16 protein-coding genes and 1 tRNA gene are annotated in these 18,114 nt (G+C 68.6%); 13 read left to right on the forward strand and 4 right to left on the reverse strand.

The window, feature by feature from the left end; all coding sequences use genetic code 11:
- The first annotated feature begins 18 nt into the window (after nt 1-18).
- The 4 genes from AC2XR2_RS15935 (at nt 19) to AC2XR2_RS15950 (ending at nt 4,819) form a co-directional block, all read left to right on the forward strand.
- Nucleotides 19-1,065, forward strand: coding sequence for an ABC transporter substrate-binding protein (locus AC2XR2_RS15935; protein ID WP_330266754.1), 1,047 nt, complete (start codon nt 19-21; stop codon nt 1,063-1,065).
- Between the two features lie 94 nt (nt 1,066-1,159).
- Complete coding sequence (locus tag AC2XR2_RS15940; RefSeq protein ID WP_491515387.1) at nt 1,160-1,969, forward strand: siderophore-interacting protein; 810 nt, start codon at nt 1,160-1,162, stop codon at nt 1,967-1,969.
- Nucleotides 1,970-2,115: 146 nt separating this feature from the next.
- Nucleotides 2,116-3,558, forward strand: coding sequence for a lysine decarboxylase DesA (gene desA, locus AC2XR2_RS15945; protein WP_491515388.1), 1,443 nt, complete (start codon nt 2,116-2,118; stop codon nt 3,556-3,558).
- On the forward strand, nt 3,542-4,819 hold the full coding sequence (locus AC2XR2_RS15950) for a lysine N(6)-hydroxylase/L-ornithine N(5)-oxygenase family protein (RefSeq protein WP_381298834.1): 1,278 nt from the start codon (nt 3,542-3,544) through the stop codon (nt 4,817-4,819). Before desA ends, AC2XR2_RS15950 begins: the two co-directional genes overlap by 17 nt.
- Before the next feature lie 13 nt (nt 4,820-4,832).
- On the opposite strand, the gene AC2XR2_RS15955 is transcribed toward AC2XR2_RS15950, so the two are convergent.
- Complete coding sequence (locus AC2XR2_RS15955) at nt 4,833-6,050, reverse strand: RNA-guided endonuclease InsQ/TnpB family protein (RefSeq protein WP_491515389.1); 1,218 nt, start codon at nt 6,048-6,050, stop codon at nt 4,833-4,835.
- Between the two features lie 68 nt (nt 6,051-6,118).
- Here AC2XR2_RS15955 and AC2XR2_RS15960 point away from each other — a divergent pair, with 68 nt between their 5' ends.
- From AC2XR2_RS15960 to AC2XR2_RS15970, 3 genes are read left to right on the forward strand one after another with little or no spacing between them, the layout of a single operon-like run.
- Nucleotides 6,119-6,673: a GNAT family N-acetyltransferase gene (locus AC2XR2_RS15960; RefSeq protein WP_491515390.1), complete on the forward strand. Its 555-nt coding sequence runs from the start codon at nt 6,119-6,121 to the stop codon at nt 6,671-6,673.
- Nucleotides 6,670-8,442 carry an IucA/IucC family protein gene (locus tag AC2XR2_RS15965; protein ID WP_491515391.1) on the forward strand — a complete coding sequence of 591 codons (1,773 nt, stop codon included), beginning with the start codon at nt 6,670-6,672 and terminating at the stop codon, nt 8,440-8,442. The genes AC2XR2_RS15960 and AC2XR2_RS15965 overlap by 4 nt, the downstream gene beginning before the upstream one ends.
- A gap of 42 nt (nt 8,443-8,484) precedes the next feature.
- Complete coding sequence (locus AC2XR2_RS15970) at nt 8,485-9,384, forward strand: DUF4429 domain-containing protein (protein WP_491515392.1); 900 nt, start codon at nt 8,485-8,487, stop codon at nt 9,382-9,384.
- Nucleotides 9,385-9,395: 11 nt separating this feature from the next.
- On the opposite strand, the gene AC2XR2_RS15975 is transcribed toward AC2XR2_RS15970, so the two are convergent.
- Nucleotides 9,396-10,958, reverse strand: a complete 1,563-nt coding sequence (locus tag AC2XR2_RS15975) for a purple acid phosphatase family protein (protein ID WP_381298829.1) — start codon at nt 10,956-10,958, stop codon at nt 9,396-9,398.
- 186 nt (nt 10,959-11,144) lie between these two features.
- Between AC2XR2_RS15975 and AC2XR2_RS15980 the strand changes: the two genes are divergently transcribed.
- Both AC2XR2_RS15980 and glmS read left to right on the forward strand, forming a co-directional pair.
- Nucleotides 11,145-11,402 (forward strand): hypothetical protein, encoded by a 258-nt coding sequence (locus AC2XR2_RS15980; protein ID WP_123760902.1) that lies wholly within the window; start codon nt 11,145-11,147, stop codon nt 11,400-11,402.
- Between the two features lie 13 nt (nt 11,403-11,415).
- On the forward strand, nt 11,416-13,233 hold the full coding sequence (gene glmS / locus AC2XR2_RS15985) for a glutamine--fructose-6-phosphate transaminase (isomerizing) (protein ID WP_330266746.1): 1,818 nt from the start codon (nt 11,416-11,418) through the stop codon (nt 13,231-13,233).
- Between the two features lie 221 nt (nt 13,234-13,454).
- On the opposite strand, the gene AC2XR2_RS15990 is transcribed toward glmS, so the two are convergent.
- Nucleotides 13,455-13,982, reverse strand: coding sequence for a universal stress protein (locus tag AC2XR2_RS15990; RefSeq protein ID WP_030314189.1), 528 nt, complete (start codon nt 13,980-13,982; stop codon nt 13,455-13,457).
- Between the two features lie 347 nt (nt 13,983-14,329).
- On the opposite strand from AC2XR2_RS15990, the gene AC2XR2_RS15995 reads away from it, so the two are divergent.
- The 4 genes from AC2XR2_RS15995 (at nt 14,330) to AC2XR2_RS16010 (ending at nt 17,179) form a co-directional block, all read left to right on the forward strand.
- Nucleotides 14,330-14,659, forward strand: a complete 330-nt coding sequence (locus AC2XR2_RS15995) for a hypothetical protein (protein ID WP_491515393.1) — start codon at nt 14,330-14,332, stop codon at nt 14,657-14,659.
- Nucleotides 14,660-15,045: 386 nt separating this feature from the next.
- Entirely contained in the window at nt 15,046-16,275 is a 1,230-nt protein-coding gene (locus AC2XR2_RS16000; protein WP_330266744.1) for a GlxA family transcriptional regulator, read from the forward strand.
- A gap of 152 nt (nt 16,276-16,427) precedes the next feature.
- Nucleotides 16,428-17,030: an oligoribonuclease gene (gene orn, locus AC2XR2_RS16005; protein ID WP_028810174.1), complete on the forward strand. Its 603-nt coding sequence runs from the start codon at nt 16,428-16,430 to the stop codon at nt 17,028-17,030.
- A 76-nt stretch (nt 17,031-17,106) separates the two neighbouring features.
- A tRNA-His gene (locus tag AC2XR2_RS16010) sits at nt 17,107-17,179 on the forward strand.
- Between the two features lie 52 nt (nt 17,180-17,231).
- Here AC2XR2_RS16010 and AC2XR2_RS16015 read toward each other — a convergent pair.
- Nucleotides 17,232-18,107 (reverse strand): LysR family transcriptional regulator, encoded by an 876-nt coding sequence (locus tag AC2XR2_RS16015; protein ID WP_491515394.1) that lies wholly within the window; start codon nt 18,105-18,107, stop codon nt 17,232-17,234.
- Between the last annotated feature and the right edge of the window lie 7 nt (nt 18,108-18,114).

The raw sequence follows: 18,114 nt of genomic DNA on the forward strand, positions 1-18,114 counted from the left end.
GTTCGAAAGCAGCCACACATGTCCAACGCAAGAGTCGCCCACCTCACCCGCCGCGGCATCCTCGCCGCGGGTGGCGCCCTCGGCCTCGGTGCCGTGCTCGCAGCCTGCGGAGACGACGACTCCAGCGCGACGGGCTCCGACAAGGGGACCACGGCCGCCAAGTCCGGCGCCTGGTCCTTCAAGGACGACCGCGGCACCACCGTGAAGCTCGACAAGGTCCCGACCAAGATCGTCGCCTTCACCGGTGTGGCGGCCGCGCTGTACGACTACGGCATCGAGGTCAAGGGCGTCTTCGGTCCCACCAAGACCAAGGACGGCAAGGCCGATGTCCAGGCCGGCGACATGGACGTCAGCAAGCTGACGGTCTTCGGCAACGTCTGGGACCAGTTCAACGTCGAGCAGTACGCGGCCTTCGCGCCCGAGGTCCTCATCACCACGATGTTCGACAGCGCCGGCACCCTCTGGTACGTCCCGGCGGCCTCCGCGTCCAAGATCGCGAAGCTCGCGCCGAGCGTCGGCATCTCCGTGTACGACCGTCAGATCACCGCGCCGCTGCAGAAGATGTGGGAGCTGGCCGAGTCCCTCGGCGCCGACATGAAGGCGGCCAAGGTCACCGACGCGAAGAAGCGGTTCGAAGCGGCGTCGGAGCGGCTGCGGGCGGCCGCCAAGGCCCACCCCGACATCAAGGTGCTCGCCGGGTCCGCCGCGCAGGACGTCTTCTACGTCTCCGGCTCCAACCTCTCCATCGACCTGGAGTACTTCAAGGCGCTGGGCGTGAACTTCGTGGAGCCCCCGGCGTCCGTGCTCAAGGAGTCCGGCGGCTGGTACGAGTCGCTGAGCTGGGAGAACGTCGACAAGTACAAGGCCGACATCATCATGATGGACGACCGTACGGCGACGATCCAGCCGGCCGACATCACCGAGGCGACGTGGAAGAAGCTGCCCGCGGTGAAGGCGGGGCAGGTCATCTCGCGTTCTCCTGAGCCGATTCTGTCGTACGACAAGTGCGTGGCGATGGTGGAGAACCTGGCGAAGGCGATCGAGACCGCGAAGAAGGTCAGTTAGGCGCGATTTTGTCTGCGGGCGCGTGGGGGCTTGTCGCGCAGTTCCCCGCGCCCCTAGGTAGGTAGACCTGACGTCGATTCAGGAGGCACCCCGCATGACCACGGCCGTCGCCGCCCCGTTCCGTTTCTTTTCCTTGCAGGTTGTACGGACTCGGCGGCTCGGCCCGTCCCTGGTCCGGGTCACCTTCGCGGGAGAGGATCTCCAGCACTTCTACTCCGACGGGCGCGACCAGTCGCTTTCCCTCTTCCTCCCCGCCGCAGGACGAACCGAGCCCGGGGTTCCCGTTGAGCTCGGGGACGGGTGGTGGCAGGCCTGGCGGGAGCAGCCCGATGACGTACGGGCGGTGATGCGGTCGTACACGCTTCGGGGGCTTCGGCGCGATCCCGACGAGATCGACATCGACTTCGTGCTGCACGAGCCCGCCGGGCCCGCGTCCGGGTGGGCCGCACGGGCCTCCGTCGGTGACAGGGTCCAGCTGCTCGGGCCCGCGATCGCCGACAACCGGGCCATCCGGTTCCGGCCGCCCGCGGACACCGATCTCGTGCTGCTGTGGGGGGACGAGACCGCGCTCCCCGCCGTCTCCGCGATCCTCGAAGCCCTCCCCGCCGGGCAGCGCGCCCGGGTCTGGCTGGAGGTGCGCGACGCCGGGGACATCCAGGACCTGGCCACCGACGCGGACGCCGAGATCACCTGGGTCGTCGGGGAGAAGGCGCTCGATGCCGTCCGGGAGGCCCAACTCCCGTCCGCAGAGCGGCCGTACGTATGGATCGCGGGCGAGTCCGGGTGCGTGAAGGAGCTGCGGCGGCACTTCGTGCGGGAGCGCGGGATCGACCGGCGGCGGGTGACCTTCGTGGGGTACTGGCGTCTCGGCATGACCGAGGAGCAGCTGCGCGCGTCGGAGTGACGCCCACTCGCTCGACGTGACGCCGGTCACGGAAGGGGTGGGTTTTCCGTTCGGTTAATTAGGTTAGGCTTACCTAAGTTGAAGCCGGGATCTCACCCCGCTCCTGCCCCGTCCCGCACGGATTGTCCCCACCGGAGGGCCCCAGCATGCGCTCGCACCTGCTCAATGACACGACCGCGGAGACGTACCGACGCTCCGTGACCGAGGGAATCGAGCGGGTGGCGGCCAAACTCGCCACCACCTCCCGTCCGTTCACCGGCGTCACCGTCGACGCCCTCTCCCCCCGCATCGACGAGATCGACCTCGACAAGCCCCTGCTGGACACGACGGCGGTGCTCGACGAGCTGGAGGACGTCTACCTCCGGGACGCGATCTACTTCCACCACCCCCGCTACCTCGCCCACCTCAACTGCCCGGTCGTCATCCCGGCCGTGCTCGGCGAGGCCATCCTCTCCGCCGTCAACTCCTCCCTGGACACCTGGGACCAGTCGGCCGGCGGCACCCTGATCGAGCGCAAGCTGATCGACTGGACGACCGCGCGCATCGGTCTGGGCCCGGTCGCCGACGGCGTGTTCACCTCGGGCGGCACCCAGTCCAACCTCCAGGCCCTGCTCCTGGCCCGTGAGGAGGCCAAGGCGGACTCGTCGGCCAAGCTGCGCGTCTTCGCCTCCGAGGTCAGCCACTTCAGCGTGAAGAAGTCCGCCAAACTCCTCGGCCTGGGCGCCGATTCGGTCGTCTCCATCCCCGTGGGCGCCGACAAGCGGATGCAGACCGTCGCCCTCGCCCGCGAGCTGGAGCGCTGCAAGCAGGACGGCCTCGTCCCCATGGCCGTGGTCGCCACCGCCGGCACCACCGACTTCGGCTCCATCGACCCGCTGCCCGAGATCGCCGAGCTGTGCGAGCAGTACGGCACCTGGATGCACGTCGACGCGGCCTACGGCTGCGGGCTGCTGGCCTCCCTGAAGTACCGGGACCGCATCGACGGCATCGAGCGCGCCGACTCCGTCACCGTCGACTACCACAAGTCCTTCTTCCAGCCGGTGAGTTCGTCCGCCGTGCTGGTCAAGGACGCCGCCACGCTCCGGCACGTCACCTATCACGCGGAGTACCTCAACCCGCGCCGCATGGTGCAGGAACGAATCCCCAACCAGGTGGACAAGTCCCTCCAGACCACCCGCCGCTTCGACGCCCTCAAGCTGTGGATGACCCTGCGGGTGATGGGCGCCGACGGCATCGGCGAGCTCTTCGACGAGGTCTGCGACCTGGCCGTCGAGGGCTGGAAGCTGCTCGCCGCCGACCCGCGCTTCGACGTCGTGGTCGAGCCCACGCTCTCCACGCTCGTCTTCCGCTACATCCCGGCCTCGGTCACCGACCCCGCCGAGATCGACCGCGCCAACCTGTACGCCCGCAAGGCCCTGTTCGCCTCCGGCGACGCGGTGGTCGCGGGCACCAAGGTGGGCGGCCGCCACTACCTGAAGTTCACCCTGCTCAACCCCGAGACGACGGTCGAGGACATGTCCGTCGTCCTCGACCTGATCGCCGGCCACGCCGAGCAGTACCTGGGAGAGTCCCTTGACCGCGCGTCCTGAAGTCCCGACCAAGACCTACGACTTCGTGGGGATCGGGCTCGGCCCGTTCAACCTCGGCCTCGCCTGCCTCACCGAACCCATCGACGAACTCGACGGGATCCTCCTGGAGTCGAAGCCCGACTTCGAGTGGCACGCCGGCATGTTCCTGGACGGCGCCCACCTCCAGACCCCGTTCATGTCGGACCTGGTCACCCTCGCCGACCCGACCTCGCCGTACTCCTTCCTCAACTACCTGAAGGAGAAGGGCCGGCTGTACTCGTTCTACATCCGCGAGAACTTCTATCCGCTGCGGGTGGAGTACGACGACTACTGCCGCTGGGCCGCGAACAAGCTGAGCAACGTCCGCTTCGGCACGACGGTCACCGAGGTGACGTACGAGAGTGACCTGTACGTCGTGAGGACGGACGCCGGTGACGTCTTCCGCGCCCGCCACCTGGTCCTCGGTACCGGCACCTCCCCGCACTACCCCGAGGCCGTGCGCGGCCTGGGCGGGGACTTCTTCCACAACTCCCGCTACGTGCAGCACAAGGCGGAGCTCCAGAAGAAGGAGTCGATCACGATCGTCGGCTCCGGTCAGTCCGCCGCGGAGATCTACCAGGACCTCCTGAGCGAGATCGACGTGCACGGCTACCGGCTGAACTGGGTCACCCGCTCGCCGCGCTTCTTCCCCCTCGAATACACCAAGCTCACGCTGGAGATGACCTCCCCGGAGTACATCGACTACTACCGCGAGCTGCCCGAGGCCACCCGCTACCGGCTCACCGCCGAGCAGAAGGGCCTGTTCAAGGGGATCGACGGCGACCTCATCAACGAGATCTTCGACCTGCTCTACCAGAAGAACCTCGGCGGACCGGTCCCCACCCGGCTGCTCACCAACTCCTCGCTGAACAGCGCGCGGTACGAGAACGGCACGTACACGCTCGGCTTCCGCCAGGAGGAGCAGGAGAAGGACTTCGAGATCGAGTCGGAGGGCCTGGTGCTCGCCACCGGCTACAGGTACGCCGAGCCGGAGTTCCTGGCCCCGGTCAAGGACCGCCTGGTGTACGACGCGCACGGCAACTTCGACGTGTCCCGCACCTACGCGATCGACGTGACGGGCAGAGGCGTCTTCCTGCAGAACGCCGGTGTCCACACCCACAGCATCACCAGCCCCGACCTGGGCATGGGCGCCTACCGCAACAGCTGCATCATCCGGGAGCTGCTCGGCACCGAGTACTACCCGGTCGAGAAGACGATCGCGTTCCAGGAGTTCTCCGTTTGACATCTCCCACGCCCTACGGGGCGGGGACCCTTATTGCTCGCGCCATAAGAATTCCTGCTTCATCGCCCGCTGCCCGTCCGGAGGTTCTCCGTTGAGGTCTTACGCGGCCTCCACAGGCCGACACCGCCTGCCCGGCGGCCACAATGTTCTGTGCGGCGTTGTGGTCCCGGTCATGCAGGGTGCCGCAGCCCTCACATGTCCATGTGCGGAGTCGGAGCGGCAGCGGGCCACGAATCAGACCGCAGGCCGAGCACGTCTTACTGGACGGAAGGAAGCGGTCCACGACTACGAACTCGCGCCCGTACCAGGTGCATTTGTACTCCAGCATGGAGCGAAGCTCCGACCACGATGCGTCGGAGATCGCCCTGGCAAGGTGTCGATTTCCCATCAGATTACGGACAGGCAGATCCTCGACAACGATCAGTTGGTTTTCCTGAACGATTCGAGTCGACAGCTTGTGGAGATGGTCTCGACGTCTGTCCGCGATCCTCGCATGGATTCGGGCTACCTTCACTCGGGCCTTCGCCTGGTTCTTGGAGCCCTTCTCCTTACGAGCCAGCTCTCTCTGAGCCTTCGCCAGCCGAGTGCTGTCCCTCCTTCCGAAGTTCGGGGTGGGGATCTTCTCACCGGTGGAGAATGTGACCAGACTGTTCAGTCCAAGGTCGATCCCCACGGCCGCGCTGCTGGCCGGCGGCCCCTGCACAGCACGGTCCTCGACAAGCAGAGACACGTACCATCGCCCCGCTGCGTCGCGGGACACCGTAGCAGTGGTGGGTTCGGCCCCATCAGGCAGCGGACGCGACCATCGGATGTCGAGGGGCATGCTCATCTTGGCCAGCGTCAACTCATCATTACTCCACTTGAACGCCGATCTCGTGTACTCGGCGGCGGCACGAGAGTGCTTGCGCGATTTGAACCGCGGATATTCGGAGCGTTTGGCGAAGAAGTTCGAAAAGGCGGACTGCAGATGCCGCAGAGCTTGCTGCAGTGGAACCGAAGAGACTTCCGTAAGGTAGCTGAGCCCTTCCGTACGTTTCCACTCGGTCAGCATGGCAGAGGTTTCGCCGTAGGAAATCCTGCGATTTTCCTGGCTCCACGCTCGACTGCGGGCTTCCAACGCCAGATTGTAGACCTTACGGACACAACCGAAGGTCTGCAACAGCTGATCCGCCTGTTCTGCCGTCGGATAGAACCGATACTTGAACGCCCGTTTCACACTTTCCTCCCCCACGACTTCCAATGTAATAGCTCCTCTATGCCGTGTCTCGACAATCGGAAAATGCATCCAAGGAGTCACTCATGACCACCGCCCCGCAGGTGGGCACCTTCACCTTCCGCCCCCTCGACCCCCTGAAGGACGCCGAGTTGCTGCACGGGTGGGTCACGCACCCCAAGGCCGCGTTCTGGATGATGCAGGACGCGAGACTGGAGGACGTCGAGCGGGCCTACATGGACATCGCGGCCGACGAGCACCACCACGCGCTCCTCGGTCTCGACGCGGCCGGCGAACCGGCGTTCCTGATGGAGAAGTACGACCCGGCCCACCGGGAGCTGGTCGGCCTGTACGAGCCGCAGCCCGGTGACGTCGGCATGCACTTCCTGACCCCGGCCACGGACACGCCCGTGCACGGCTTCACCCGGTCCGTCATCACCGCCGTGATGGCCCACCTCTTCGAGGACCCGGCCACCCGGCGGGTCGTCGTGGAACCCGATGTCTCCAACAAGGCCGTCCACGCCCTGAACGAAGCGGTCGGGTTCGTGCCCGAGCGCGAGATACAGAAGCCGGAGAAGAAGGCCCTGTTGAGTTTCTGCACACGGGAACAGTTCTCCAGGGCGACGGGGGTGACCGCATGAGCCTCGCCGACGCCGTGGCCCACCTCTCCCCCGAACGCTGGGAGACGGCCAACCGCCAGCTGATCCGCAAGGGCCTCGCCGAGTTCGCGCACGAGCGGCTGATCGAGCCCGAGGAGACCGACAAGGACCAGTACGTCGTCCGCAGCGACGACGGCAGGACCCGCTACGACTTCACGGCCGTCCGCCGCTCCCTCGACCACTGGCAGGTCGACGCCGACTCCATCACCCGGCACCGCGAGGGCAGTGAACTCCCGCTCGCCGCCCTGGACTTCTTCATCGAGCTGAAGAACACCCTCGGCCTGAGCGACGAGATCCTGCCGGTCTACCTGGAGGAGATCTCCTCCACCCTCTCCGGCACCTGCTACAAGCTCACCAAGCCGCAGATCCCGGTCGCCGAGCTCGCGAAGGGCTCCTTCCAGGACATCGAGACCGGCATGACCGAGGGCCACCCCTGCTTCGTGGCCAACAACGGCCGGCTCGGCTTCGGCATCCACGAGTACCTCTCGTACGCCCCCGAGACCGCGAGCCCGGTCCGCCTGGTCTGGCTCGCCGCCCACCGCTCGCGCGCCGCGTTCACGGCCGGCGTCGGCATCGAGTACGAGTCCTTCATGCGCCAGGAGCTGGGTGAGGAGACCGTCGAGCGCTTCCACGGCGTCCTGCGCGACAAGGGCCTCGACCCGGCCGACTACCTCCTCGTCCCGGTCCACCCGTGGCAGTGGTGGAACAAGCTCTCCGTCACCTTCGCCGCCGAGGTAGCCCGCGGCCTCCTGGTGTGCCTGGGCGAGGGCGACGACGAGTACCTGGCCCAGCAGTCCATCCGGACCTTCTTCAACACGTCGCACCCCGAGAAGCACTACGTGAAGACGGCCCTGTCGGTCCTCAACATGGGCTTCATGCGCGGGCTCTCGGCCGCGTACATGGAGGCCACCCCGGCGATCAACGACTGGCTCGCCCAGCTCATCGACGGCGACCCGGCCCTCAAGTCCACGGGTCTGTCGATCATCCGCGAGCGGGCCGCCGTCGGCTACCGGCACCTGGAGTACGAGGCCGCGACGGACCGCTACTCGCCGTACCGCAAGATGCTGGCCGCACTGTGGCGCGAGAGCCCCGTCCCGTCCCTCCAGGACGGCGAGTCGCTCGCCACGATGGCCTCCCTGGTCCACGTCGACCACGAGGGCCGCTCCTTCGCGGGCGCGCTCGTCGAGCGGTCGGGCCTCACCCCGACGGAGTGGCTGCGCCGCTACCTGCGTGCCTACTACACCCCGCTCCTGCACAGCTTCTACGCCTACGACCTGGTGTTCATGCCGCACGGCGAGAACGTCATCCTGGTCCTGAAGGACGGCGTGGTCGAGCGGGCGGTCTACAAGGACATCGCCGAGGAGATAGCCGTCATGGACCCCGAGGCGGTGCTGCCGCCCGCGGTCGAGCGGCTGCGCGTCGAGGTCCCCGACGACAAGAAGCTCCTGTCGATCTTCACGGACGTCTTCGACTGCTTCTTCCGCTTCCTGGCCGCGAACCTCGCCAACGAGGGAATCCTGGAGGAGGAGGACTTCTGGCGCACGGTCGCCGAGGTCACCCGCGACTACCAGCACTCGGTGCCCGAACTGACCGACAAGTTCCGGCAGTACGACATGTTCGCCCCCGAGTTCGCCCTGTCCTGCCTCAACCGGCTCCAGCTGCGCAACAACAGGCAGATGGTGGACCTGGCGGACCCCTCGGGCGCGCTCCAGCTGGTCGGCACCCTGAACAACCCCATCGCGGGCCTGTAGCGGGCCCCGGGCAACGGAGACTGGAAATGCCAGAATTTCCCCATGGCGGAAATCCTCCAGAAGGACGGCACATGGGTCTTCGACGGCGACGCCCTGCGGCTGACACCGGGCAGGGACAGGAACGTGGGCCTGCTCCGCAAGGCGCTGGGTGAACTCGTCGTCCCGCTGGGCGCGTTGGCGGGCATCTCCTTCGAACAGGGCAAGAAGAGCGGTCGGTTGAGGCTGCGCCTGCGCGACGGCGCGGACCCGCTGCTGCACGCGACCGGCGGCCGCCTCACCGAACCGCACGACCCGTACCAGCTGACCGTCGACTCCGACCGCTACGGCGTGGCCGAGTACTTCGTGGACGAGGTGCGCAACGCCCTGCTCCTGGACCAGGTCCCGAGCGACCCCGTGGACGGCTATCTGCTGCCGGGCCCCGCCGTCCCCCTCGCGGTGTCCGCCGGCGACGGCACGGCCGCCTTCGACGGGGAGCACATCCGTCTCGAGTGGAACTGGAAGACGGAGGACGCCAAAGCCTCCGCGGGGCCCCGCACCCTCGCCGTGACCGACGTCGTGGCCGTGGAGTGGCAGCCCGCGGTCGGCCTGGAGAACGGCCATCTGCGCTTCACCGTGCGGCACGCCCCGACCAAGGCCCCGCCGAAGTACGACCCCAACGCGGTGGAGCTGTGGGGCTTCAAGAAGGACCCGCTGATGGCGTTGGTCGCGGCGGCGGTCCAGGCCAGGCTTCCGCACCCGGCCCGGGCCGCCGCCGTCGACGTACACCCGGGGAAAGAGCTACGACCGGAAACGCCTTCCCCTCCGGTCGCGTCCGCCCCCGCCGAGGACGGCCATGACGCGCTCCTGCGCCGGCTGCGCGAGCTCGGTGAACTGCACCGAGCCGGTGTGCTGACGGACGAGGAGTTCACGATGGCCAAGCAGGCGATCCTCAAGCGGATGTGATCCCCCGAGGACTACTTCGCCCTGCGCGCCACCGTGAAGTGGTCGATGCGGTCGCCGGTCTCGGCGATGCCCGACACCTTCAGCCTGGCGTAGTGGCCGCGCGCGGCGGGCTCCACGTCCACGCGCAGGAAGGAGTAGTTGAGGTAGCGCACCCGGGACCAGGCGACGGTCTCGTTGACCTTGCCGTCCTTGGTGTTGATGAAGGAGGCGACCGAGTCGACCTCGTTCAGGTGCCCCTCGTAGGAGTCCGGCGCGGTGAACGCGTACAGGCTGCGGCCGGCCGCGCCCGCCGTGACGTAGACGACACCCTCGGTCTCGGGGTACGCGGTCTCGCCGATCGGGAGCTTCTTGACGACCTTGTCGCCCTTGATGACGTCGGTGCGCTCGTACTGGTGGTTGTGGCCGTTGATGACCAGGTCCACCGTGTACTTCTCGAACAGCGGCACCCACTCCTGGCGCACACCCCCCTCCGAGGCGTGCGCGGTGGAGGTGCAGTACGCGCAGTGGTGGAAGAACACCACGATGAAGTCGATGTCCTTGGACGCGCGGTACTTCTTCAGCTGCGCCTCGAACCACGTGGTCTGGGTGCCGCCGGAGATGCCGAGGTTGGCCGGGATCTCGAAGGAGACGTCGTTCGGGTCCAGCGAGATGATCGCGGTGTTGCCGTGCACGAAGGTGTAGACGCCCGGCAGGTTCGCCTTGTCGGGCCCGTTGTCGGGGAGCGTGAAACGGGCCTCCTCGCCGCCGTAGCCGTTGGGCGAGTACCAGGCCTCCATGTCGTGGTTGCCGTAACTGACCATCCACGGCACGGACTTGGCGACCGACTCGGTCTGGGCGAGGAACTGGTCCCACACCCGCGAGTCGAAGCCGGTGTCGGCGGACTTGCCCTGGCCGGCCGGGTCGGCGTAGGCGATGTCGCCGGCGTGCAGGTGGAAGGCCGGGTTCTGGCCGAGGATCAGGCTGTCGTTGGCGAGGCCGTGGTAGCTGACGCCCTGGTCGCCGAAGGCCGTGAAGGTGAACGGCTCCTTGTGCGAGGGCGCGGTGGTGAAGGTGCCCAGGGTGCCGAGCAGGTGCGCCTCGGCCGGGTCGAAGCCCTGGTGGCCGACGCCGTAGTAGTAGGTCCGGCCGGGCTTGAGGTGGGTCAGCCGGGCGTGGACGTAGTACTGGGTGTGGTCGCCGCTGGCGCCGACTCCGGCCGGGGTGTACAGGGTGCGCACCTCGGCCTCGATCTTGCGGGAGAGGTCCCAGGGGTGGGCGCCGATGCGGACGAAGGGCTTCTTGACCGCGACCGGGACCTGCCACGAGATCGTCATCTCTGTGCGGGCGTCGGCGCCGTAGGCCAGGTGGCGGCCGAAGGGGGCCACCAGGGAGCCGTCGACGGTCGCGGCGGAGGCGAAGGTCCGGGTGGGCGTGGCGGCCTGGGCGACGGCGCCCGGCACGAACGCGCCACCGGCGACGGCGCCCAGCGTGACGGCGCCGCCCCTGATCATGGTGCGCCGCGAGAATCTGGCGCGCAGGTACTCGTGCTGTTCGGCCATGCTCATGCGCTCGGCGAGCTGGTCCGGTACTCCCATGCGAGGAATGTCCATGGCGTCTGAAACTCGTCTCCTTGGGCGACGGACCGCAGGACGCAGGATGGACAGCTCGCGAACAGGCACTCATGAGAGATTCAATGTTCTCCCAAGGACCACCAACAGCGGCTTGCCCGAAATCGGGCAGGATTCTTGCGAAACGGCTCCCCGTCCCCCAGGATCTACCGGGTGCACGACGAACTTGTTGATCATCTGACGCGGTCCACGCCCCTCAGCCGGGGCGAGGCGCTGCGCGTGATCCAGGACGTGCTCGCCTTCTTCGACGAGACGACCGAGGACTACGTCCGTCGCCGCCACCGCGAACTCCAGGCCCAGGGCCTGGTGAACGCGGAGATCTTCGGACGGATCGAGGCGGACCTGAAATATCGAGCGGTGGCGCCGCCTGAGCTGACGCAGAGGCAGCTGCGCCGCATGGTCTACGGCTAGGGGACACATCTTTATGTGCGGAATTGTCGGATACATCGGGAAGCGGGACGTCGCCCCGCTGCTCCTGGAGGGCCTTCAGCGCCTCGAGTACCGCGGCTACGACTCGGCCGGCCTCGTCGTCACCTCGCCGAAGACGGCGGGCCTGAAGATGGTCAAGGCCAAGGGCCGGGTGCGCGACCTGGAGGCCAAGGTCCCGGCCCGCTTCAAGGGCACCACCGGCATCGCCCACACCCGCTGGGCCACCCACGGCGCCCCTTCCGACGTCAACGCCCACCCGCACATGTCGGCCGACCACAAGGTCGCCGTGGTCCACAACGGCATCATCGACAACGCCTCCGACCTGCGCCGCAAGCTGGAGGCGGACGGCGTCGAGTTCCTCTCCGAGACCGACACCGAGGTCCTCGTCCACCTGATCGCGCGCTCCCAGGCGGAGAAGCTGGAGGACAAGGTCCGCGACACCCTGCGGGTGATCGAGGGCACCTACGGCATCGCCGTGATGCACGCCGACTTCGCCGACCGCATCGTGGTGGCCCGCAACGGCTCCCCCGTCGTCCTCGGCATCGGCGAGAAGGAGATGTTCGTCGCCTCGGACATCGCCGCGCTGGTCGCCCACACCCGGCAGATAGTGACGCTGGACGACGGCGAGATGGCCACCCTCAAGGCCGACGACTTCCGCACCTACACGACCGAGGGCACCCGGACGACGGCCGAGCCCACCACGGTCGAGTGGGAGGCCGCCTCCTACGACATGGGCGGCCACGACACCTACATGCACAAGGAGATCCACGAGCAGGCCGACGCCGTGGACCGCGTCCTGCGCGGCCGCATCGACGACCGCTTCTCCACCGTGCACCTGGGCGGCCTCAACCTGGACGCCCGGGAGGCCCGCCAGATCCGCCGGGTGAAGATCCTCGGCTGCGGCACCTCGTACCACGCCGGCATGATCGGCGCCCAGATGATCGAGGAGCTGGCCCGCATTCCCGCGGACGCCGAGCCCGCCTCGGAGTTCCGCTACCGCAATGCGGTCGTCGACCCCGACACCCTCTACATCGCGGTCTCCCAGTCCGGTGAGACCTACGACGTCCTCGCGGCCGTCCAGGAGCTGAAGCGCAAGGGCGCCCGGGTCCTCGGCGTGGTGAACGTGGTCGGCTCGGCGATCGCCCGCGAGGCCGACGGCGGTATCTACGTGCACGCGGGCCCCGAGGTCTGCGTGGTGTCCACCAAGTGCTTCACCAACACCACGGTCGCCTTCGCGCTGCTCGCCCTGCACCTGGGCCGCACCCGCGACCTCTCGGTCCGCGACGGCAAGCGGATCATCGAGGGTCTGCGCAGGCTGCCCGCGCAGATCACCGAGATGCTGGAGCAGGAGGAGCACATCAAGAAGCTGGCCGAGCAGTACGCCGAGGCCCGCTCGATGCTCTTCATCGGCCGCGTCCGGGGCTACCCGGTGGCCCGGGAGGCCTCCCTCAAGCTCAAGGAGGTCTCCTACATCCACGCGGAGGCCTACCCCGCCTCCGAGCTCAAGCACGGCCCCCTGGCCCTGATCGAGCCCGCCCTGCCCACGGTCGCGATCGTCCCCGACGACGACCTGCTGGAGAAGAACCGCGCCGCCCTGGAGGAGATCAAGGCCCGCAGCGGCCGGATCCTGGCCGTGGCCCACCAGCACCAGGAGAAGGCCGACGAGACGATCGTCGTCCCGAAGAACGAGGACGAGCTGGATCCGATCCTCATGGGCATCCCGCTCCAACTCCTCGCCTACCACACGGCGTTGGCCCTGGGCCGGGACATCGACAAGCCGCGCAACCTCGCGAAGTCGGTGACGGTGGAGTAGACGGGCAAGCGGCCCCCGACGGAACGGACCCCCACGTGATGCCACTTGGCACGGGGGGTCCGTCTCGGTTGCCGGGAAGCCGCCCAACTCCCCAGCCGGCGCAGCCAGTCGGGGCCGTCACGCCCTGACCGGCAGCCCATGACCGCTATATGCCCTTCACAAGGGCACAAACACCTCTACGCGCGAGTAGGTTGACGCATCCCACCAGGGAGAACGGCGCGTTACGGAATCACGATGACGGGCCGCTTCGCCCGCTTGGCCAGCCGCCCCGCGACGGAGCCGAAGATGCGCCCGACGATGCCGTGGGTGGAGCCGACGACGATCGCGTCCGCCTCGTACTCCCGCCCGACCTCCTCGAGTTCATGGCAGATGTCACCGCCGCGCTCGACGAGGATCCAGGGCACCTCGGCCAGGTAGTCCGCGCAGGCGAGCTCCAGGCCGAGCACCTCGGTGCGGTGGTCGGGGACGTCGACGAAGACCGGTGGCTCGCAGCCGGCCCACACGGTGGTGGGCAGCCGGTTGGCGACATGCACGATGATCAGGCCGGAGCCCGAGCGATGGGCCATGCCGATCGCGTACGCGAGGGCGCGCTCGCTCGATGTGGAGCCGTCGAACCCGACGACGACGCCGTGCTTGAAGGCGGGGTCGCAGGAATGGCGTGGCTCTTCCGCCGCCAGGGGCTCGGCCGCCGTGGGGTCGGCGACGGGCCGCTTGCGGTCCGCTGGTTCGGAGAATTCGTGACCGGCCATGGCTGTCTCGGCGTCGTGATCCTTATATGGGAGGGACGGCCCTGTGCGGCGGAGCTGTGTCCGGGAATCGTCTTTCCCGGCCCATACCCCCAAGGGTACGGCGGCACGCCTCCTTAGCCCAGATCCCGCCCTCGCTCTGTGGGGGTTCCAGGGAGCATGCACGAGGGGGCGCCCGTAACGCAATGGTTGCTGCGCTGTACAGGCGGTTTGCACAGGATTCACGCGCCGGTCCCCTGCCCGGGCTCCCGGCCCGGCCCCCGGACGGCCCCTCGACACAGTGACCGACGGGTCGAACACGCGTTGAACCCGTGAGCCACGCCGCGGGGAGACGCCACAGGGAGCATGCGATGACCGGACACCGACCGCCCTCCGAGGACTCCAGCACGGACGTGGTCCGCTGGGCGGCCTTCAGCTGCGTCCTCGTCCCCGTGGTGCTGGTCTGGTACGGCACCTCGCTCGCCGGCGCCACCGGCACCGCGCTCGGCCTCGCCGCCGTGACGGCCGTCTGCCGTATCCTCCTGCGCCAGTCGGAGCGCGTCGCGGCCCGCCTGCACGCGGAGGAGCGGGCGCCCCACCGTGGCCGCCGTCACAGGAGCGGTACCGGGGCCCGTCGAGGCGGTCGTCACACCGGGGGAAACAACGGGGGAAACCCCGGGGGAAGCGGACCGGTCGGCTGACCGGTTTCCATGCACCGGGACGATTCTTTTCAGCCAACTTCCGCGTTGGGCGTGTCCCTTGCCCCGACCACCCCTCAACCCCCGTTCCACCTGCACGGATAGGGTCCAGGGGGTCCCGCGCACCCTACGTGGATGAGCCACTGCCACAAGGCGCACTTCCCTGCACGGCCCGTGAGTGCAACGCTTCGTGATCGAATGCTTTACGCCAAGTTGCCAAGTCGACAATGTGCCGGATGACGAACTGGTCACGCCGACACCACGGGACACAGTAGATTCGATCTTGACGTCTTACGGCGGGGGACTCGTGCCGGACCGAGGGGAAACGTGCTGGAGCGACATGCCCGACAAGTTAGGGGCGCCGCGACCACCGAGGGGGGCTTAGCAGTATGAGCCACGACTCCACTGCCGCGCCGGAAGCCGCGGCCCGGAAGCTCTCCGGGCGACGCCGCAAGGAGATCGTCGCCGTGCTGCTGTTCAGCGGCGGCCCCATCTTCGAGAGTTCCATACCGTTGTCGGTGTTCGGGATTGACCGCCAGGACGCCGGCGTGCCGCGCTACCGCTTGCTGGTGTGCGGCGGCGAAGAAGGCCCACTGCGGACCACAGGGGGCCTGGAACTCACCGCGCCGCACGGCCTGGAAGCGATCTCACGCGCGGGCACGGTCGTCGTGCCGGCCTGGCGCTCGATCACTTCTCCGCCACCGGAGGAGGCGCTCGACGCACTGCGCCGGGCGCATGAAGAGGGTGCCCGCATCGTGGGCCTGTGCACCGGCGCCTTCGTGCTGGCCGCCGCGGGCCTGCTGGACGGCCGCCCCGCGACCACCCACTGGATGTACGCACCGACGCTGGCCAAGCGCTACCCGTCGGTGCACGTCGATCCACGCGAACTCTTCGTGGACGACGGCGACGTACTGACCTCGGCCGGTACCGCGGCCGGAATCGACCTCTGTCTCCACATCGTGCGGACGGACCACGGCAACGAGGCGGCCGGCGCGCTGGCCCGCCGGCTGGTGGTCCCGCCGCGCCGCTCGGGCGGTCAGGAGCGCTACCTCGACAGGTCTTTACCGGAGGAGATCGGCGCCGACCCGCTCGCCGAGGTCGTCGCCTGGGCGCTGGAACACCTCCACGAGCAGTTCGACGTGGAGACGCTCGCCGCGCGCGCGTACATGAGCCGTCGTACGTTCGACCGGCGCTTCCGCTCCCTGACGGGCTCGGCCCCGCTCCAGTGGCTGATCACCCAGCGGGTGCTCCAGGCGCAGCGGCTGCTCGAGACGTCGGACTACTCGGTGGACGAGGTCGCGGGGCGCTGCGGGTTCCGCTCGCCGGTGGCGCTGCGCGGGCACTTCCGGCGCCAGCTGGGCTCGTCCCCGGCGGCCTACCGGGCCGCCTACCGGGCGCGCCGGCCGCAGGGCGACAAGCCCGTGGTGGACAGCGACGGTCCGGTCGGCGGCCCGACGGGTCCCGCGCCCAGCCCACCGGTGCAGCTGCACCCGGAGGGCGGCCCGGTCCCGCTCCAGACCCGCCGCACCCCGGCGCCCGTCGGCCCGCCGTCGGAGAACGGCCGCGAGCTGTACGCCACGGGTCGGGTAGGTCTGCCGGGGCAGCGCAGCGGAGCGTGACCTTGAAACGCCGGACGGATCTCTCAGCCCGTCCGGCGTTTGAGGACGAGGCCCTTCGGGCCGAAGCGGGGGTCCAGGGGGCGGCAGCCCCCTGGTACGCCGACCCCGACACCGGGCATCCCAAAAGGCGACCTCAGCTTTAGGGTGGTCGCATGAACGATCGCATGGTGTGGATCGACTGCGAGATGACCGGCCTCTCGCTGTCCGACGACGCGCTCATCGAGGTTGCCGCCCTCGTCACCGACTCCGAGCTGAACATCCTCGGCGACGGTGTGGACATCGTCATCCGTCCGCCGGACCAGGCGCTGGAGACGATGCCGGAGGTGGTGCGTCAGATGCACACCGCGTCCGGACTGCTCGACGAGCTGTCCGGCGGCACCACGCTCGCCGACGCCGAGGAGCAGGTCCTCGCCTACGTCCGCGAGCACGTCAAGGAGCCCGGCAAGGCCCCCCTGTGCGGCAACTCCGTCGGCACCGACCGCGGTTTCCTGCTCCGGGACATGCCCACCCTGGAGGACTACCTCCACTACCGCATCGTGGACGTCAGCTCCGTGAAGGAGCTCGCCCGGCGCTGGTACCCCCGGGCCTACTTCAACAGCCCGGAGAAGAACGGCAACCACCGCGCCCTCGCCGACATCCGCGAGTCCATCGCGGAGCTGCGCTACTACCGCGAGGCGATCTTCGTCCCGCAGCCCGGACCGGACTCCGACACGGCGAAGACGATCGCCGCGAAGCACGTCCTGCCTGCGCGGTAAACGCGGGCGCGAGCACCCCTTCGGACCCTGTACACTTTTTCTCGGCCGGTCAGGGAAACCCGGACAGCCGAACATGGTGGGTGTAGCTCAGCTGGTAGAGCACCTGGTTGTGGTCCAGGATGCCGCGGGTTCGAGTCCCGTCACTCACCCTCGTCACCTCAGCCGGTGACCCTGGAGACAGGGTCACCGGCTGAGGTCGTTTCAGAAGCCGGTCGCCCTGAGGGCGGTCCGCGCGGTCTTGCGGAAGGCCGCGACCAGGCGGCTGCGGTCGTCGGTGCGGGTGGCGAGGACCACGTGGGACGGGTCGACGCCGTGCAGGGGGATCGCGGTGACATCGGGGCGCAGGGCGCCGGCCCGGGGCAACGCCGTGATGGCCAGGGCCTGTCCGGAGGCGACGAGTTCGAACTTGTCCTCCAGGGCGTCGGCCAGGGGTCCGTCGGGTGCCGGGCGGCCGTCCGGGCGGGGGTCGATGCGCCAGTACGCGTTCCAGGCCGGGTCGGCCACCCGGACCAGCGGCTCGTCGGCGATGTCGTCGAGGGTGACGGACTCCTTGCCGGCCAGCCGGTGGCCGACCGGCAGCACCAGGACCCGGGGCTCCTCGTAGAGGACCGTCACCTGCGCGCCCTCGGTCGGGAAGGGCAGCCGGGTCACCAGGACGTCGACCTTGAGCTCGGGCAGGGCTGTCGTCCGCTCGGTCCAGTCGACGTGCGCGGTCCTGACATCGGCGTCCGGGAACCGCTCGCGCAGGGCGCGCACCGCCGAGGTGACGATGATCCCCGCGGTGTAGCCCACGGTGATCCGGCTCGGCTCGGCGGCCGCCCGGGTGAGGGTCGCCGCCTGGTCCGCCGCCCGCAGCAGTGCCCTCGCCCGGGGCAGGAAGACCTCGCCCGCCTCGGTGAGCCCGCTGCCCTGCGGGGTCCGCTCCAGCAGCCGCGCGCCCAGCTGCTGCTCCAGGCGCCGGATCTGCCGGCTCAGCGAGGGCTGGGTGATGTGCAGCGCTTCGGCGGCCCGGCCGAAGTGCCGGTGCTCGGCGACGGCCGTGAAGTAGCGGACCAGCCGCAGGTCGAGGTCGGTCATGCCTGAA

This window comes from Streptomyces sp. LS-MS-L19, assembly GCF_058382285.1.